Raw genomic sequence first — 17672 nt, 5'->3', positions numbered from 1 at the left:
GATCAAAATAAAAAGTGATTAGAGTTATATGCAATTTGTTCACTAATCAATAAGGCAGTCGTACCTTCTCTAAAAAATAGTTTGCCTTGAACTATGCGCATAGACAAAATATGATGTAAATAAAACGCACGCTCTCGGCCAATCAGTAAGGCTTTAATTTCATTGAAAAACAGGTTTTTCAATTACTTCCTGAATACACACTGGTAAATGATTAAAGAAATCATAGCCTGTTTTCTGCTCCACTTCATCTACTGATACAGCATATGCTTTCCAGCTATTATCCAGATCCTGATTATTAGGAGCCCAGATGGCAATAGTCTGAGTAGTTTTGGTCACTCTTTTGACATCATCATCTCCTTTGGGCATGACAATCAAGACTTTCCAGCATGCTTCAGGTACTGTTATCTTATCTTTTACTTTGGTAGCAGTACCATTTGATCCTGTGCCACCTGAACCAAATGTTCCTGCATAGATATACAGCTCATTACCTTGTTGCACCAGATCTCTGCAATAGCTTTCAAGCGATTCCCAGGTATTTCGATTCAGATCAGGTGATTGAGGAACCATATTAGTCATCAAAAAGGTAGCTGAGTTGTCCGCTTGAGTAGCAGTACGGTCAGCACTTGGACACAGATGCCCTCGATCAAATCCGGAACCGCTATAGTCATTTGGTTTAGCAGCATCCCAGCCGGAAGGCAAGCTTGCATCTGGTTTGAAATCATCCTGTCGATCTGCGCTGCCAATATCTTCACTGCCAAGATGCCATGCAGCCCAGTTGGATATTAACTGACTGCGATTATAGGAAAGAGCATATTGTGTTTTCTCCATTAGGTAATTATCACTCTGGCTTTCGTCCTTCTTGGCTCCAGAAGGATTTCCCATCAGCAAATGAGCTGATGTGGTAGTAATAGTAGGGTAGTCACACGATGTTTGGGGCGATACAGGTGTCCTCTTACAGGACCATAGTGTGACAAGGCTTATGATGACAAGTACATAAGTTGATCGACGAATGTAAAATTGCATAGTTATAGATGATTGGTTACTGATAAACGAAGATAAAGTGTTTATTCTATTTTTTTGTGTCTATCTTTCAGGAAGATATATGTGAACCAAAATGTATTTTTAGAATCCTATTAATTTTTAGTAAAATGCAGCTGTACTTACTAAATCCGAATGAAAGCTATCCTATTTCTATTTGCTATTTTACTTTTTGTATTGATAGCAACACCAACACTTGCTCAAATAGCAGATACAACCACCCAAATAACACAATCTGTACAAGCAGATTCTTTACACACAGCTACAAATGATCCTGGCTATGTTGAAGATGATTTTGCACCAGGTATTTTGGGGGCTATTATTTTATTATTTGTATTTATACTGGTTTGTATTGGAGCGGGTATTGTGCTTACCATTGTAGGACTTGTAGCAGCATTTGCACTTGTATCTTTTGGCATTCTGTCCACTTCCATCCTAGTTGGTCTTTATCAAAAATCCTTCGCGAAAGGTTTTAAGACACTTCTAGTTAGTACATCCACATTGGTAGGATTGGTATGTGGGGGTGTTGGTTTAGGTATACTAAATGCCTTATTGCATTGGTGGGAGATTGGAGCCTCTGTATTCATTGGTTCAGTTTGTGGCACTCTGGCAGGCTTTGCATTTGGAATTCTTGCATACTACATTATTCAAAGGTTTGTTGCATTCTTTAAACAAAAATTGAATCTCTCAACAGAGTTAGTCGCAGAACGTAAGCTATAACACATGGTTCATCCCAAATTTTAGTAAATAGAAAAAGAATAAGCTTTATAGGAAAAGTTTACAGGGGACCTAAAGGCAATATTGTTTAAGGTCCTCTTTTATCAATTCTAAAGTTCACTCACACACAGGTATTACATAACTCCATAAAAAAGAATAGCGGTACAAAAACATAGTGTACCGCTATATCAAACCTGAAATTTGCTCCTTCAAATCTTCAATACCTCTGATTTTCAAACTTAAGGCAGGACGATTTTTATTCTATAAAAACGTCTGAAGTTTCAGCAAGCCATGTTCCTCTAGTAGCACAGCCACTTTTTGGATAAATTCAAATGGAATATCCGCTTTTTCTGCAATTTCCAGCAATGAATGTTCGCCATCTGAAAGGTTTAGTACCCAAAGCATAGCCATCTCATAGGATTTGGTATGATTATCACCACTAATAGCCCGATATAATCCCCGTTTCCCTAACTGCGGCTCACATTTCGGATTTTGGTTTACATATATACCATTACCTTCCAGTATCTGAAGTATAGTTTTATAAAGTTGATAAGATTCTGTAAGGTTTTGGGGCTGTACCAGATCTAAATTATCAGCAGAAGTATGATATTCAGGATATTGTCCATGTGGAGTACGCATAAGACACCCTACAGGCAAATTAAAACCTGGAGAGCAGTACTGACGTTCGTCATATCCATAAGGAAAGAAATCTATGATGTGATAAGGCAGCTGAATATGTTTTAATGCATGCGCAGCAGCTCTGTCAATCGTTGCATTACCACGACGGGATTTTTTGTATGTGAATCTTCCGCTATCGCCTACCAGGGTAGCGACCAGACCATGTTTAATCTTAAATGCTTGTTGTTCATTAAGACTCAACCAGGTTATAGAGCCAATAGTACCAGGTATAAACAGAAATCGGTAAGAATATCTGTGAGGTTGTTCCTGAAGCCACTGAATCAGTTTAACTGCCAGTGAGATACCTGAAAGATTATCATTTGCCAGTGATGGATGACAAATGTGGCAGGAGATTAAAACTTCCTCTTCTGTGCTACCCGGCAGGAAACATTCTCCATAAGTGAGACTGCCTGGTTCAAGAGAAGAATCAATGCATACTTCATAATCTCCATCTTCTAATGATTCTAATTGCCTATGAGTCATACAGAAGCCCCAGTTCTCATTATAGTAAGATGTCCGATATGGTATCCAGTCAGGTTTGTCTGGTAATGAAAACAGATGAGGTTTTAGTTCTGCCAGTGATACCGTTTTATGGATAGGAGTACTATAATTAAGTACATGAAGGTTATGGTCTTTGAAGCTAAGAATAATATTTCCTTGAGGATCTTTTATCCATGCATCCTGAATATTCCATTCTTTAGGGACAGTCCAGTCAAATACAGGTGTTCCAGTAGGAACTTCTTTGATCTGTACTGGAATATAGTCCTGTAAGATTTGTAATGTCTGGCGAACTCCATTCCCGGTAATGCTCCGGCAAATAGGATACAACCGGGTAACGATCTGATACATTTCGTCACCCGGTTGTATAACAGAAGGGTCTGCCATTGCTGGCAGACCTGTATTTATTTCAGTTATCATTATTTTTCTACTTCTTCCAGTTTTTGTGCTGACACATTATCCTGTACTGCTTTTTTAGGAGATATAACTTTTAAATCCGGGATACAGGTTACAAACTGTCCGCCCCAATCTCCAATATAGCTCAGTTGTTTGCTTATCTCATCCCGTAGATTCCATGGTAGAATGACCACATAATCAGGCTTTTGTTCTTTGATTTTGTATTCATTCACAACTGGAATGTGACTGCCTGGCAAATATTTGTTTTGTTTGTATGGTGAAGCATCTACAGCAAATTCAATTAACTCTGTACCTACTACTCCACAATAATTCAGGAATGTATTTCCTTTTGCAGCAGCTCCGTATGCAGCAATTTTCTTTCCTTCTTTTTTCTTTTCGAGCAGGAATAACAGAAAATCGTATTTGATTTTGGAAACTTTGCTTTGGAAATCAGCATAAGATCCAATGTTTTTGAGACCGGCTGCTTCTTCTTTCTGTAATAACTTCTCTACATTAGGAGTTATCTGGTGTTTTTGATTTCCAGCATGTTTTGCAAAGATCCGTAAGGAACCACCATGAGTAGAAATTTCCTGTACATCAAACATTTCCAAACCCTGCGCTTCAAAAATACGTTTTACAGAGACAAATGAAAGATAAGAGAAGTGTTCATGGTAAATAGTATCAAACTGGCATTCTTCGATCAGTTTCAACAAATGAGGGAATTCCATTGTAATGATACCATCATCTGCTAAAAGCATCTTCATACCACTAACGAAATCATTAATATCTGGTACGTGAGCTAATACGTTATTACCTATCAATAAATTGGCTTTTAACCCTAATCTTACAGCAAGTTTTTTGCTGAAATAATCGGTAATAGTAGATATCCCTTTTTTTACTGCTTCTGCAGCTGTATTTCGGGTAGGTTCAATACCTAGTACAGATACATTTTTCTCTTTAAAATATTGAAGCAAATAACCGTCATTTGAAGCAATCTCCACAACCATCGAATCCTCGTTGATTCCAAAACGTTCCTGCATCATTTCGGTGTAACGTTTTGCATGTTCAAGCCAGCTCTTGGAGAAAGAGGAATAATAAATATAATCGTTGTTAAAGATCTCAGTTGCTTTTTTGTACTCATCAATCTGTACTAAAAAGCATTCATGACACACATAAAGCTTTAGCGGATAATAAACTTCTGGTTCATTCAATTCTTCGTGTGAAAGAAAAGAGTTAGCTGGTGGACTGCTTACTAAGTCTACAAATTCATGCTTCAATTCTGTGTTACAATGACGACAATGCATAGGCGTGTGTATCTGACTGGTTACTAATTAATTAAGTGGATTTAAATTGTTAAGAGATCCGTATATAGACAGTGGTTTGTAGCAAAACAAATATGAAATTTAAAAATCAGTTTTTAGTTAAGTCAGATTGAATAAGATGTAATAGTAGAAATATCTGACATCACTACAAGTGTAAGAAATAATTTAATTATTTGTTTTTGAGGCTAGAATATCCAGATAGCAGACTCTCCGGATAAGAGGTTAGATCCTTGATCATAAATTAACTTGATGGTGATACAAGGTTAGTAGAGCAATTCTTACGATACATTTTCAAATGTGATGAATATGTAATTTTTTGAATATACCAATTTAATAATTTCCATTCTACGAATATTAGTACAGGTAAAGGTAAAAAGGTAAACACCAAGAAGTTAAAGAATGGGCATTCCTTCGACAGAAAGAAGTTTTAAGAAGATGAAAATGGTTTTATATCTGATAAAGAAAATAGAACCATTTATCTTCAGTGTCATTTTTATTGAAAAAAAGCAGAAAACAAACCTCATGCTTTTTTTCTGCTTTTTTGAAAAAATAAATCGTACATGGTTAAAACAGTTAATGCATTCGATCTCCTCTGATTTCTAAAGTTGAGATAATTTCAGCTTCTGCCTGTAATAATTCTTCCCATCGTTGTTTAACAGTTTCTGATGGCATATATTCTTTCGCCAGGTCCAAAAAGGTTCTATAATGTCCAGCCTCAGAGACCATAAGTTCATAATAGAACTCTTTTAGTGATTCATCTGCAATATTTTCTGATAATAATCTGAAACGTTCACAGCTACGAGCTTCTATTAATGCACTAATGAGGAGTTTATCCATGAGTTGTTGCTCGATACGTCCACCTTTACGTTCTAGTTTTCCCAAACGAACAGCATATTCATCTGATCTTTTATGGCCTAGATGATACCCTCTTTTTTTTAACTCTGCCAAAACACGTTCAAAATGATTCCATTCTTCCGCAACAATCTCTGTCATTGTATCTACAAGTTTTGTTCGTTCTGGAAACTGGACAATAAGAGAAATACCATTTGATGCAGCTTTTTGTTCACAGTATGCATGATCTATCAGGATCTCATCAATATTCTTTTCAGCAATATTGACCCATCGGGGATCTGTTGGAAGTTTTAATCCAAGCATGGTAATAAGATTATAAGAACTTGTTTATAAATGCGTTTGTCTATTTTTATGCAAAGGTAAAATTTTTGTTTTTGGAGTTACTACCTGAATGAAAGAATGACTCTTGTTTTTGGATTATAATTTGGATAAATAGAAATATATTTAAGTGATCCTATATTTGTACATTTAACACCTAATACCTCCAATCCTATGCGTTATTATTTCTTTTTGGTTATTTTTCTTAGTTCAATAGCAGCCCATAGCCAGTCTGCAGATAAGCTTGGAATAGTTAAACATAATCATATTGGATTACATGTTAAAGATATTCAAGCCAGTACAAAGTTTTATCGCGAAACCCTCGGCCTACAACCTATCCCTGTTCCTGATGATTTGAAGGCCATTCGATCTTGGTTCAAGCTAGGAGAAGACCAACAAATACATTTATTGGCAGGACGTACAGAACCTGTGGTTAATGATCGGAATGGTGGTCACTTTGCAGTCTTCGTTGAAAGTATTGATCAGGCAGAAGCATTTCTGAAAAAGAGAAATATAGCTTATCATCCACAAGTGCGCTTTGACGGTGTAAAGCAGATTTATATTACAGATCCTGATGGATATGTTATTGAACTTAATCAGATTAGCACCAAAAAATAATATCTTTTTTCTTCTACACTACTACACGTTATTACCTTTGCCTTATACTTCTGCATGTTTGACTAGACATGTACTTGTTTTCTATGACTAAAATTACTGAACATATTCGACGGGCTAATGGGAAGACTCTGTTTTCCTTTGAAATAATTCCTCCCTTAAAAGGTGAAAGTATTCAACATCTTTTTGATGCAATAGAACCCTTAATGGAGTTTAAACCTCCTTTCATTGATGTAACCTATCACAGAGAAGAGGTTATTGATAAAAAACACAGCAACGGATTAATTGAGAAGGTATCTGTACGGAAACGTCCAGGTACAGTGGGCATCTGTGCCAGAATTATGGAACGATTCAAGGTAGATGCAGTGCCTCATGTGATTTGTGGTGGTTTTACAAGAGATGAAACAGAGGATATGCTTGTGGATCTACATTACTTGGGAATAGATAATGTATTAGTGTTAAGAGGTGATCCTGAAAAATCAGCCGGCGTATTTAAACCTCGTGAAGGTGGACATGCCTATGCTTCCGAGTTATTACAGCAGGTAATGCAAATGAATAAGGGTATTTTGCTACATCAGGAAACAGAATCTTATCCCACCAGCTTCTGTGCCGGAATTGCAGGTTATCCTGAAAAACATTTTGAAGCTCCCAATATGGAGACAGATTTCAAATACTTGAAAATGAAGGTTGATATGGGGGCTGAATTTATTGTAACTCAGATGTTTTTTGATAATGCCAGGTATATTGAGTTTGTAAAGAAATGTCGCCAGGCAGGGATATTAGTGCCTATAATTCCAGGACTCAAACCTCTGACTACAAAAAAGCAATTAACCGTATTGCCACGTATTTTCCATCTGGACTTGCCTGATGAACTGGTAAAAGCAGTGGAAGAATGCAAAACAGATAAAGAGGTGAAGCAGGTCGGGATAGAATGGTGTATACAACAGTGCAAAGAACTTATTGAGTTTGGAGCACCTGTCATGCACTTTTATACAATGAGTAAATCTGATCCTGTAAAAGCCATAGCACAGGCAATTTTTTAATTATGGAAGTTCAACTCGCACACACAGAAAAAGATTTTCTCAAATGCTGGGAGGTGATACATGCGTTACGGCCTCATCTGACAATAGAAGAATATCTGGCGTTGTTAACAAAAATGACTCAAAGCGGATATAGTCTTATCTTTATTGAAGATGGAGATAAGGCTGCTGCTGCATTGGGATTTCGGTATATGACTATGTTCTATGCTGGAAACATTATTTACATAGATGATCTGACAACATTGCCAGAAAGTAGAGGCAAAGGATATGCCAGTACATTGTTGGATTATATCATTGAAAAAGCTAAAAATGAAGGATTGAATGGCGTTCATCTGGATTCCGGACATCAACGATTTGATGCTCACAGACTGTATTTGAATAAAGGATTCCGGATTACCTGTCATCACTTTCAGCTTGATTTATCAAGAAGATAAAATAAAGGATTGAAATCCATATAAATTTTGTTTCTGGTAATAAAACGGATTGCCTATGAAACTTATTGAATGTCCCCGTGATGCAATGCAGGGTTTTACAGCTTTTATTCCAACATCTGTTAAAACCACCTATCTCAATAAATTATTGGAAGTTGGCTTTGATACATTGGATTTTGGAAGCTTTGTTTCTCCCAAAGCCATCCCTCAAATGGCTGACACTGCAGAGGTATTAAAAGGCTTAGACCTAAGTGGTACTAGTACTAAACTGTTGTCTATTGTAGCCAACAGAAGAGGAGCAGAACAGGCCACATATTTTGATGAAATTAGCTATATAGGGTATCCTTTATCTGTTTCGGAAATATTTCAGCAACGCAATACCAATAAGTCTATTTCAGAGGCATTAGAAGAAATCGAGCAGATTCAGAACCATATATCTGGTAAGGGAAAGATATTGGTAGTTTATTTGTCAATGGCTTTTGGAAATCCCTATGATGAATTGTATCACCCGGATCGTGTATCATTGTTAACAGAAAAGTTATCGGACCTGGGTATTACTATAGTTGCACCTTCAGATACTATTGGATCTTCTACTCCTGCAAGTATTATACAGTTGTTTCAGCAACTGTTAAAAGATTTCCCTCATATTGAGTTTGGGGCACATCTGCATTCTACTCCTTCGACTGTTATTGCTAAGATAGAAGCAGCATATCAGGCGGGATGTCTTCGTTTTGATGGCGCTATCAGAGGGTTTGGAGGCTGCCCGATGGCTAAAGATGAGTTGACAGGCAACCTCCCTACCGAACAAATTATTGAGTATTTTGAACGTCAGTCGATAGATCCGAATATTAATAAATCAGCTTTTGAAGATGCCTGGCAATATGCTGCTCAGGTATTTGCCTTGCATTAAGTTACTTTCTAAAAAATACACTCATTTATTTAGCTTTACTAGCTGGAGATATTATTTCTCCGACAGGTTGGGTATTTGTATAGGTAATACCCAGAAAGGCAGCCAACGTTTTTGCAATCTGGTTTTGATAATATTGTCCTTCTACTTTCATCTCTCCCTGATTGGGTGTATCTGGGCCGATTACAGCCATCCAGATCTGATCTGCATGTACTACCTTATCTCCATGATCTTTCCATAATGCTTTGGGTTCATCACCTCTGCCATGATCTGTTGTAATAATAAAAGTTGTCTTGTCTTTATATTGTGGTTGTGATTGGACAAAATTCCATAAGTCTCCAATAAATCCATCAACCATATGGGCGGTTTTTAAATAGGTATCGTACTTTCCAGCATGTGCATAGTCATCAGTTTCATCAAAAGATAAGAAAAATACTCTGGGCTTATTTTTTTTGATGTATTCCTTAGCTAGATAATAAGTCATCCAGTCCAGGCGGGTTGTACCCCAAGGGCTAGGTACTTGTTTCTGCATATCATTCAATAATTCTTCCTGTACAGATAGTTGTCCTGTTGCCTGTTCATAACCTGAGTTGACTGGTATACGGCTTCTGGATTCATTGATGATAAATGGGAATACATCCCATGTTGTATAGGCTGCCACTTTTCCGGTAAATCCTTTTTGCTGATTTATAAATTCAAGAACAGTTTGATTTGGATTAAGAACCTTATCATTAGAATTGATACGGGTATCGACAAAGCCTGTTAATGTTTCACTATAACCAGGATACGAAAACCAGAATGGGTTTTTTACATTAACTTTGTTCCCATAGTGCCGATTTCCATATAATTGTCCTTGTTTGCCTATTGTTGTCCATAAAAAAGGAAATAATACTTCTCGTCTTTGTTGAGTTGTTTCCTTCCAGAATTGAGGTTTGACATCTTCCGGACTAGGTGTGAAGACAACATCGTTGATCAAAGCAGAATCTGCTCCTCTGAATATCTCCTGCCAACGTAAGCCATCTGTCATAATGAGAAATACATTTTCCGTTTTGTGTTGCGCAGTAATGGAGTTCACACACAGAATTGTAAATAGAATAAATAGTATAGGTTTATGCATGGTTAAAGGTGGTTTGACAGTTAAAAATGATTGCAGTGAAAGAATGTATTGAAATCAAAATTAGAGGAAACATGCTTCTAGCTGATTAACAAAGTATTATCTCTAAGTGAAATTTATGGTTTTATTAATACGCTGAATATCAGTGGTTTGTTTGATGTGTTATTAAGAGGAATATGGAAGAGAGGAGAAAGAGAATGTAAAATATATCAAAAAGAAGGAGTAGTAGTGACGAAGTTGATTATAATCTTTCCTGCACAATGACAAGAATTGATTCATAAAATACTATTATTTTGCAGACATAAAAACCAATTGCCAAATCTATTGAAACCAGATACTCATTCAAGTCCAATTATTACCGTTATTGGAGGCGGTAGTTGGGCAACAGCTATTGTTAAGATTTTATGTGAGAATGATGTTCATATACGTTGGTGGCTGCGCAACATAGAGGATGTTGAGTACATTCGTAAATTTGGTCATAATCCCAACTATCTGAGTGATGTTCAGATTAATCGCCGTAAGGTGCGTACATTTTATCAGCTACCTAAAGCGCTTGAAGATGCAACACATGTGATTCTGGCTGTCCCTGCTGCTTTTATTCAGGATGCCATGAAAGATGTACGTCCTGAAGATTTACAGGGGAAAGTAATCATATCTGCAATAAAGGGGTTGATCCCCAATGAGAATATACTAATCACAGACTGGGTAGAAAGTGCCTTTTCTGTTCCGAAGGGCCAGATTTGTGTGATTGCAGGCCCCTGCCATGCTGAAGAAGTTGCTTTAGAGAAACAATCCTATCTGACCATTGCATCAACAGATGTACTACAGGCTGCCCACTTTGCAAAGATGATGAGTTGCCGATTCCTTCAGGCTCATGCCATAAAAGACATTTATGGAGTGGAATACTGTGCTGTAATGAAAAATGTTATTGCACTGGCATGTGGTATAGCTCATGGCTTAAATTATGGAGATAATTTTCAGGCAGTGTTGGTTTCTAACTCTATGCAGGAAATCCAGCGGTTTGTGGATGCAATTAACCCTATGCAAAGGGATCTGATGGCTTCTGCCTATCTGGGCGATTTACTGGTGACAGCATACTCTCAGTTTAGTCGGAATCGTACATTCGGAAATATGATTGGACGGGGTTATAGTGTTAAATCAGCTCAGGTAGAAATGAATATGATTGCAGAGGGATATTATGCTATTAAAAGCATTTTTGCTATTAACAAACAATATCAGGTTAATATGCCTATTTCTAAAGCAGTGTATCGGATTCTTTATGAGAAGGCTTCTCCTGCATCTGAAATTCAGAAATTAAAGGCACAGTTAAGATAATTTAAAATAGGTAAGTTTATTTCTAAAACCAGATACTAAGAATAGAATGTCTGAGCTGACGATAGACATGCTGTTATATGCCTATGCGCGAGGAATTTTTCCCATGGCAGATGATCGCAATGGTGAAATTCATTGGTATTCAGCAGATCCTCGGGCTATTATTCCTCTGGATACATATCGTCCACAACGATCCCTGCGACCGATAATCAATAAGAACATATTTGAAATCCGGATTAACACCCGTTTTGAAGAAGTTATGCGGCATTGTGCTGCACCGCGGGTTTCAGATGCTAATACCTGGATATCTGAACAGATGATACAGGTATATACACAATTGCATAAAAATGGATATGCTCATAGTGTAGAGGCCTGGTATGATGGACAGTTGGCAGGAGGCTTATATGGAGTGGCTTTAGGTGGGGCTTTTTTCGGAGAGTCTATGTTTACTTTACGTTCCAATGCGTCAAAAGTGGCATTTCATTATCTGGTACAACACCTGATCAAACAGGGTTTTGTATTATTGGATACTCAATTTATCAATGACAATGTATTGCGATATGGCGCAGTAGAGATTCCAGCTACAGAGTACCATCAACAATTGGAAATAGCACTGGCACAATCAGTTTCATTCATATGAATACAATCTCCCCACATAATATCGCAGGATAAGTATTTGATGGTTATATCTGACGGCATGAAGATTTACTTTTTTGTTTAAGGAGTACATTTTGTATGCTTTCTGGTAAAAACTAACATACTTTCTATAGTCAATCTGTTTCCGGTTAACATCAGGGTGAGAAAAGATGGAGAAAATTTGCGAACTTCAACTAACCACATTCTCAATAATACCCACAAAATAGAATAAATCTGTTATTCAGTCCGATCATTTTGATAACAGGCAGAAGATAGTGTTTTGAGTGTATATGCAAGGGCAGTCTGATAAAAATTAATAATTATAGTCTGATATCCAATATAATAGATGGAAGCTAACTGTCTGATGTATAGAGGATCGGCATAATTACAAAATAGGTTTAAAATTATTAAATTACTTACAGCGTCAAGTGATACGCAAATTCATACGGCTTGTGATTTTCATCTGGTTGGGCGCTGGGCTTTTATGTATAGTAAAGGCTCAGGAGTATGCCTTGCGTGGTATAGTAATGGATGACGCACATATTCCTGTTGGTGGTGTACAGATTTCAATCAATGGTTCGTATACAGTTGTAAGTACACCAAAAGAAGGACGTTTTCAGGTAAATCTAAAATCTCCTCCTGTAAATGGAGAGCTTGATATTGTTGTTATAGCTACTGGATATAAGCTTAAATCAAAAGACTTTAATTATTATCAGAGAGAGATAGAGCTAATCATCCAACCCATTTATAAGACATTAGGTGGCTGGGTTCGGACTCCTGATAAATCACCTGTTAGCAATGCGTTAGTCCGATTCAGGAATAATACGCTTGAACGAAGTGCAACAACAGACACTGATGGTTTTTTTAAGTTGCAGCTTCCCAATGAGGCACAGGTTACTATTTCAGACTTTGCTGTAGAGGCCTACAAAGTAGATGATGGTAATGTAGAGTTACGAAAGGTAAAAAATGACAATCTGAAATTTATACAAGAAAATACATTTGTCTTCTTGACTGTATCAGCAGATGACCAGATAGTAGAAGTAACATCTTTACAAGATAAAAATACTGCAAATACGCTAAATACAAGTGAGAATACTACTAACCGTATTAGTTTACAAAAAGCTTCATCCCATCAGGAGCCTTTTAAAATAACAAAAGACAATAAGAACCTTAAGGCTTTAATCAGATTAATAGGAGAAAAGCGGGGTGATAAGGCTATTACAGGAAATCATACACAGGTCATAGGTAAAGAAATTGAAACTATAAGTAAAGAACTAAGTCGATTACAAGGTGAAGTAACTGGAGCAACAACCGATCACGAACGTACTCTCGCAGAAGAAGCTTTTACAGCCTATATCAATGATGAATATATTAACAGCTTTATCGAATCACTCAGAAAAATTGATCCTAATAATCCATTGGTTATTCTCCTGGAAAAATATAAGCGGGATAATCAGGATATTCTGGATGCAAAGAATGAAGCGGATCGTCAATTAAGTATTATTACAAGCCAGTTTCGAGCAAGTAAATTCGTTGTAGTCCTTTTGCTGTTATTGGTCGCGATTGCTGTATTTTTTGCAGTAAGTAATAATAAGAAGAAAAAGAAACTACAGGAAACCTCTCAAACCTTGGAGGAAGAACGTCGTCGTTTAGAAGTGGTTAATGAAGAACTTAAGACTCTGATGGGGATAGTTGCCCATGATCTGAAAGCTCCCTTGAACAAAGTAGTGGGTCTAACTCAGTTACTACCATTGGTAGGTTCTCTTAATGAGGAGCAGACAAAATGTATGCATATGATAAATCAAGTTGCATTTGATGGGAGACAGTTTATTGAGAACTTGTTAGACCTGAAAGCTATTGAAGAACAAAGCAGACGTTTAAAGATAGAACCTTTGGAAATTATGCAGTGGTTCTCTCGCTCTATAGTGGGCTATGAGCAAACTGCAAAGAAGAAAAATATTGACCTAAGAATGCAAAGTAATGTCAGTGAAGGCTATATATTAGTAGATAAATCAGCTTTTGGACAGATAGTAGATAATTTGGTGTCTAATTCCATTAAGTTTTCTCCTACAGATAAAAATGTGCTCATATCTATTGATGTAGGATACTCATTGGTCTCTATTGCTGTGAAGGATGAGGGGCCAGGAATATCAGAAGAAGATCAGCAAAAGATGTTTCGGAAATTTCAACGTCTTTCTGCCCGTCCAACAGCTGGAGAACATTCCAGTGGCTTGGGGCTTTCTATTGTGAAAAGGCTTGTTGAGCAGCTGAATGGCGAGATACATCTGGATAGCAGGTTAGGTGAGGGTAGTACCTTTACTGTTTATTTTCATAAGCATGTGCTAGAAACAGTTGAGGAAGAAGAAGCCATTAATCAATAAAATATTTGATTGAAATGAGTATCGCTTGTAATTTCCTTTATAAGCTGATACTTTTGACAATCACCTCTATCAATGCGATTTTGTCAGAATTCCTGAATAGTTTTAAAGAATACATACAGAGAACCATTTTAGTATCTCTGGTTTTCGCTGGTTTGGCTTTTTCCTCTTCTGCTCAAACTAGTAATCATTCTGATTCTACATTCTCTTTTTCCACAGTAAACAAACAACGTTTACGAACTTTGGTGATCGGGGGAAGTACAGTTTATGCTGCCACTTTAACAGGTTTGAATTTCCTTTGGTATGCAGATGAGCCACGTAGTTCTTTTCATTTTTTTGACGATAACTCTGAATGGCAGCAGGTTGACAAGGTAGGACATTTCTACACAGCTTATCATATAAGTAGAATAGGCGTCCAAGCTTTTCAGTGGACAGGTATGCCACGTTGTAAATCTATCTGGTGGGGTGGCTTAATGGGAGTTATCTTTCAGACTCCTATTGAGGTGCTGGATGGTTTTTCAGCAGCATATGGCGCATCCTGGGGCGATCTTACGGCCAATACTGTTGGCTCAGGGTTACTCATAGGGCAATTATTGCTTTGGGATGAAGAACGTATACATCCCAAGTTCTCATTTTATCCTACCTCATTAGCTAAGGTACGTCCACATATATTGGGTGATAATCTAATTCAACAGTCTCTAAAAGACTATAATGGTCAAACCTACTGGCTTGCATTTGATATAAAGCCATGGTTAAAGCAAGAGAGTAACTTTCCTGACTGGTTATGTATAAGTTTAGGATATGGTGCTCAGAATATGATTTCTGCAGATAATGCCCAGAGCAGGTTAGCAGGATATATACCTTACAGGCAATATTATCTATCATTGGATATTAATTTTACCAAAATTCATACAAAAAATCGTTTCCTGAAAAGTCTATTCTTTTTATTAAATAATGTACATATTCCAGCGCCTGCCTTAGAATGGAATCATGTAACAGGATTTAAAGCACATCCTCTTTATTTTTGAGCAAGAACTTCTCCTCTATATAAATAGTTTATAAGGAAAGAATCTGCAATAGTATTCTAATTTGCTTTAATTATCTTGAAAAATAAAAAAACAGCAGTATAGTAGTATACTGCTGTTTGATAGCTGATTGAAAACTTGGGGATATTTTCTCTTAAATGAATAAAATTTAATTTCCGTGAAACGTGTGAAACATCTATCTTTGTAAAGATGATCACATAACAAATATCACATAGAACTCTAGAGAAAAAAACAAATAGGAGAGCGTTTTAGTACGTGTGTGATAACCGTAATAAAATTCGGAAAAAAGTGGTCAATAATCTTTGAGTTAAAGCTAAATGGTTAATTTTCAGTCGTTTTGTAAGCCAAGTAAAAGGTTTTTACAGGTAAGAAAAAGTAAGATTTGTATTAACTTTTTAAAAAAGTAACATTTTTTTTGTAAAAACAACATGAGATACTGATGTTATTTGATCTTCAGTAGGTTACTATGTTATAATTCAAAGCCTGTAAGTAAGCCAAATCATATATATGGGTAAAATCATAGCCATTGCCAATCAAAAAGGCGGCGTAGGGAAGACAACTACCGCTATTAATCTTGCTGCCAGTATGGCTGCATTGGAATACAAGACATTAATTGTAGATGCTGATCCTCAAGCTAACTCTACCTCTGGTCTGGGTTTTAATCCAAAGGAAATAGAATTCAGTATTTATGAGTGTATGGTTGAAGGAATCAACACTCGTGATGTGATTATTCATACGGATATATCATACCTTGATCTTCTCCCCTCTCACATTGATCTGGTTGGGGCAGAAGTGGAGATGATCAATCTGAAGAATCGGGAAGATAAGATGAAAGAGTCATTACGGGATGTGAAAAACGATTATGATTTTATTATCCTGGACTGCTCTCCTTCCCTAGGTCTGATCACAATAAACAGTCTTACTGCGTCAGATTCTGTCATTATCCCAGTGCAATGTGAATACTTCGCATTGGAAGGATTAGGAAAACTGCTGAATACAATCAAGATTATTCAATCAAGATTAAATACCAGTCTGGAAATAGAAGGTATTCTGCTGACTATGTATGATCTGAGGGTGAGATTGTCGAATCAGGTAGTAGATGAAGTAAATGCGCATTTTCAGCAAATGGTATTCAGTACAATTATTCCGCGAAATATTCGTCTTAGTGAGTCTCCAAGTTTTGGTGTACCAGCTATTGCTCATGATGCGGAAAGTAAAGGCGCTATCAGCTATCTGAATCTTGCACGAGAGATACTGGCTAAAAATGGAATGATTCATTCTGAATAAGAATGACCTGTATTGTATACAGACCTACGTTTGTTGTGTGAAATGGATAAGGCTTGTATACAGAAAGAACCAGATAAAATAATCCTGACAATCAAATATGGAATTAAACATAAAAGAGACAGACAATATGGAGACGGCTAAAAATTTGAAACGTAGAAATGCATTGGGTAGAGGCCTTGGAGCCTTACTTCAGCAAACTGAGCCCCTTAATGAAACGGAACTGACTCAGGTTCCATCTATAAATTCTGTTTCTGACATTGATGTTGATACTATAGAAACCAACCCGTTTCAACCACGTACCTCGTTTGATCGCGATGCGTTGAATGAACTGGCTGAATCTATCAGAGTTCAGGGAATTATTCAGCCTATTACTGTTCGACAACTAGATAGAGATCACTACCAGTTGATTTCAGGTGAGAGACGTTTACAGGCGTCCAAGCTAGCTGGTCTTAAGGAAATACCTGCTTATGTGCGTACTGCCAATGACCAGCAGATGCTGGAAATGGCATTGATTGAGAATATTCAGCGTGAGAACCTGAATGCAATGGAGATTGCTTTAAGTTATCAGCGCCTGATTTCTGAATGTAGTCTGAAACAGGAAGAATTGGGAGAAAGAGTTGGTAAAAATCGTGCTACTGTAAATAACTATCTGCGCTTGTTGAAATTACCACCTGATATTCAGGCAGCATTACGTGATAACCGACTTTCAATGGGACATGCCCGTGCCATTATTAATGTTGAGAATATTGAGGCTCAATTAGCTATATTTCATAAGATCATTGAAGAAGATTTATCTGTGCGTGCTGTTGAAAATATGGTTCGTAATCTCGCAGAAGAATCCGGACAAAAAAAGAAAAAGGAACGGAAGCCTCTCCGAATGGAATACACACAACTGCAGTATAAACTATCTTCTTTTTTAAGTACAAAAGTGACTCTGAAGAGCAATGATAAAAATCAGGGTGAAATCCGGATTCCTTTTGTATCAGAAGATGATCTGAACCGTATTCTGGAAATATTGTCATTAAGTTAATAGTATATTTGAACCAACTGTATGCTGGCCTGATTTT

At 37.0% G+C, this 17672-nt stretch carries 16 protein-coding genes; 11 read left to right on the top strand and 5 right to left on the bottom strand.

The window, feature by feature from the left end; genetic code table 11:
- Positions 1–159: 159 nt before the first annotated feature.
- Positions 160–1023, bottom strand: coding sequence for a DNA/RNA non-specific endonuclease (locus QNI22_RS17895; RefSeq protein WP_314512683.1), 864 nt, complete (start codon positions 1021–1023; stop codon positions 160–162).
- A gap of 150 nt (positions 1024–1173) precedes the next feature.
- On the opposite strand from QNI22_RS17895, the gene QNI22_RS17890 reads away from it, so the two are divergent.
- Positions 1174–1758 (top strand): hypothetical protein, encoded by a 585-nt coding sequence (locus QNI22_RS17890; RefSeq protein WP_314512682.1) that lies wholly within the window; start codon positions 1174–1176, stop codon positions 1756–1758.
- Positions 1759–2016: 258 nt separating this feature from the next.
- On the opposite strand, the gene QNI22_RS17885 is transcribed toward QNI22_RS17890, so the two are convergent.
- The 3 genes from QNI22_RS17885 to QNI22_RS17875 all read right to left on the bottom strand — a co-directional run bounded on the left by QNI22_RS17885 (position 2017) and on the right by QNI22_RS17875 (position 5804).
- Positions 2017–3351, bottom strand: a complete 1335-nt coding sequence (locus QNI22_RS17885) for a DUF4910 domain-containing protein (protein ID WP_314512680.1) — start codon at positions 3349–3351, stop codon at positions 2017–2019.
- Entirely contained in the window at positions 3351–4631 is a 1281-nt protein-coding gene (locus QNI22_RS17880) for a class I SAM-dependent methyltransferase (RefSeq protein ID WP_314512678.1), read from the bottom strand. The genes QNI22_RS17885 and QNI22_RS17880 overlap by 1 nt, the downstream gene beginning before the upstream one ends.
- Positions 4632–5222: 591 nt before the next feature.
- Positions 5223–5804 carry a MiaE family protein gene (locus tag QNI22_RS17875; protein WP_314512677.1) on the bottom strand — a complete coding sequence of 194 codons (582 nt, stop codon included), beginning with the start codon at positions 5802–5804 and terminating at the stop codon, positions 5223–5225.
- A gap of 189 nt (positions 5805–5993) precedes the next feature.
- Here QNI22_RS17875 and QNI22_RS17870 point away from each other — a divergent pair, with 189 nt between their 5' ends.
- The 4 genes from QNI22_RS17870 (at position 5994) to QNI22_RS17855 (ending at position 8815) form a co-directional block, all read left to right on the top strand.
- Positions 5994–6437, top strand: a complete 444-nt coding sequence (locus QNI22_RS17870; protein WP_314512674.1) for a VOC family protein — start codon at positions 5994–5996, stop codon at positions 6435–6437.
- A gap of 83 nt (positions 6438–6520) precedes the next feature.
- Positions 6521–7477, top strand: a complete 957-nt coding sequence (metF, locus tag QNI22_RS17865; protein WP_314512672.1) for a methylenetetrahydrofolate reductase [NAD(P)H] — start codon at positions 6521–6523, stop codon at positions 7475–7477.
- Positions 7478–7479: 2 nt separating this feature from the next.
- On the top strand, positions 7480–7908 hold the full coding sequence (locus QNI22_RS17860; protein ID WP_314512670.1) for a GNAT family N-acetyltransferase: 429 nt from the start codon (positions 7480–7482) through the stop codon (positions 7906–7908).
- Positions 7909–7963: 55 nt separating this feature from the next.
- Positions 7964–8815, top strand: coding sequence for a hydroxymethylglutaryl-CoA lyase (locus tag QNI22_RS17855; protein ID WP_314512668.1), 852 nt, complete (start codon positions 7964–7966; stop codon positions 8813–8815).
- Between the two features lie 25 nt (positions 8816–8840).
- Here QNI22_RS17855 and QNI22_RS17850 read toward each other — a convergent pair whose 3' ends face one another.
- Positions 8841–9929 (bottom strand): phosphoglyceromutase, encoded by a 1089-nt coding sequence (locus QNI22_RS17850; RefSeq protein ID WP_314512665.1) that lies wholly within the window; start codon positions 9927–9929, stop codon positions 8841–8843.
- Between the two features lie 321 nt (positions 9930–10250).
- On the opposite strand from QNI22_RS17850, the gene QNI22_RS17845 reads away from it, so the two are divergent.
- The 6 genes from QNI22_RS17845 to QNI22_RS17820 all read left to right on the top strand — a co-directional run bounded on the left by QNI22_RS17845 (position 10251) and on the right by QNI22_RS17820 (position 17635).
- Entirely contained in the window at positions 10251–11261 is a 1011-nt protein-coding gene (locus tag QNI22_RS17845) for an NAD(P)H-dependent glycerol-3-phosphate dehydrogenase (protein WP_314512663.1), read from the top strand.
- A gap of 46 nt (positions 11262–11307) precedes the next feature.
- A complete protein-coding gene (aat, locus tag QNI22_RS17840) occupies positions 11308–11898 on the top strand; it encodes a leucyl/phenylalanyl-tRNA--protein transferase (RefSeq protein WP_314512660.1) in 591 nt (196 codons plus the stop codon).
- A gap of 448 nt (positions 11899–12346) precedes the next feature.
- Positions 12347–14275 (top strand): ATP-binding protein, encoded by a 1929-nt coding sequence (locus QNI22_RS17835; protein ID WP_314512659.1) that lies wholly within the window; start codon positions 12347–12349, stop codon positions 14273–14275.
- A 53-nt stretch (positions 14276–14328) separates the two neighbouring features.
- Entirely contained in the window at positions 14329–15300 is a 972-nt protein-coding gene (locus tag QNI22_RS17830; protein ID WP_314512657.1) for a DUF2279 domain-containing protein, read from the top strand.
- Positions 15301–15825: 525 nt separating this feature from the next.
- On the top strand, positions 15826–16605 hold the full coding sequence (locus tag QNI22_RS17825; protein WP_313979645.1) for a ParA family protein: 780 nt from the start codon (positions 15826–15828) through the stop codon (positions 16603–16605).
- 97 nt (positions 16606–16702) lie between these two features.
- Positions 16703–17635: a ParB/RepB/Spo0J family partition protein gene (locus QNI22_RS17820; protein WP_419836233.1), complete on the top strand. Its 933-nt coding sequence runs from the start codon at positions 16703–16705 to the stop codon at positions 17633–17635.
- Positions 17636–17672 lie beyond the last annotated feature (37 nt).

Origin of the sequence: Xanthocytophaga agilis, assembly GCF_030068605.1 — a bacterium.
GTDB classification, from domain to species: domain Bacteria; phylum Bacteroidota; class Bacteroidia; order Cytophagales; family 172606-1; genus Xanthocytophaga; species Xanthocytophaga agilis.
This window is presented reverse-complemented; position numbering and strand designations above follow the sequence as displayed.